The organism is Roseburia sp. AF20-18LB, from assembly GCF_003461185.1.
In the GTDB taxonomy this organism is placed as follows: Bacteria; Bacillota; Clostridia; order Lachnospirales; family Lachnospiraceae; genus Roseburia_C; species Roseburia_C amylophila.
On record NZ_QTWP01000032.1, the window covers coordinates 1 to 819 of the forward strand.

General features: G+C 35.8%; 1 protein-coding gene. It reads left to right on the forward strand.

Going from position 1 to position 819, the window contains the following annotated elements; all coding sequences use genetic code 11:
• Positions 1 to 57 precede the first annotated feature (57 nt).
• A complete protein-coding gene (locus tag DWX65_RS14795) occupies positions 58 to 636 on the forward strand; it encodes a helix-turn-helix domain-containing protein (protein ID WP_117699395.1) in 579 nt (192 codons plus the stop codon).
• Positions 637 to 819 lie beyond the last annotated feature (183 nt).

The window sequence follows — 819 nt, forward strand, 5'->3', positions numbered from 1 at the left end:
TGTACCGACCCCTAAAAGTTAGACCAAAAAATCTAACGATTGGAGGTCGGTATTTTTATGTCTAAATATAGTTATGAATTTAAAAAGAAAGTTGTAAATGCTTATCTGAATGGAGAAGGCGGTTATAAATATCTCGCCGAGCAATACGGCGTTCCTTCTCATAGTAAAGTTAAGTTATGGGTGGATAATTATAAGTCTTTTGGAGATGATGGGTTAAAACGTTCACGTCAACAAGTAAAATATTCTTTCGAAAAGAAACTTTTTGTTGTAGAGTTATATTTATCAAGTGAAATCTCATATCAAGATTTAGCTCTGCAAGAAGGAATTACTAACCCGTCTATGATAGTTGATTGGGTTAATCGCTTTCGAGCAGCTGGACCTGATGCGTTGAGGCCACGTAAGAAAGGTCGAAAGAAAATATTGGATAAACCAGATAACAATACACAAAACAAACCACTTGTAGAATCTCCTGTTGATACAAGTGTAGAACATGTAAAGGAACTAGAGGATGAACTTCTTAAGTTAAGGATAGAGAATGCCTTTTTAAAAGAACTGAGGAGACTGCGTTTAGAGGACGAAGCAAAAATGAGAGAACGGCGCGAATCATCAGCAGCCTCCGAAGACAGTTCAAACTAAAATATCTTCTCTCATATACAGGAATGCCTAAAGCAACATATATGTATTGGCAAAAAAGATTTGATAGAGAAAATCCTGATAAGGAAATCGAAGAAAAAATCCTTGAAATTAGAGAACTTCACAAGGATTACGGATATCGTCATATGCTAGGAGAACTTCGCAATCAGGGATATGTTATCAATA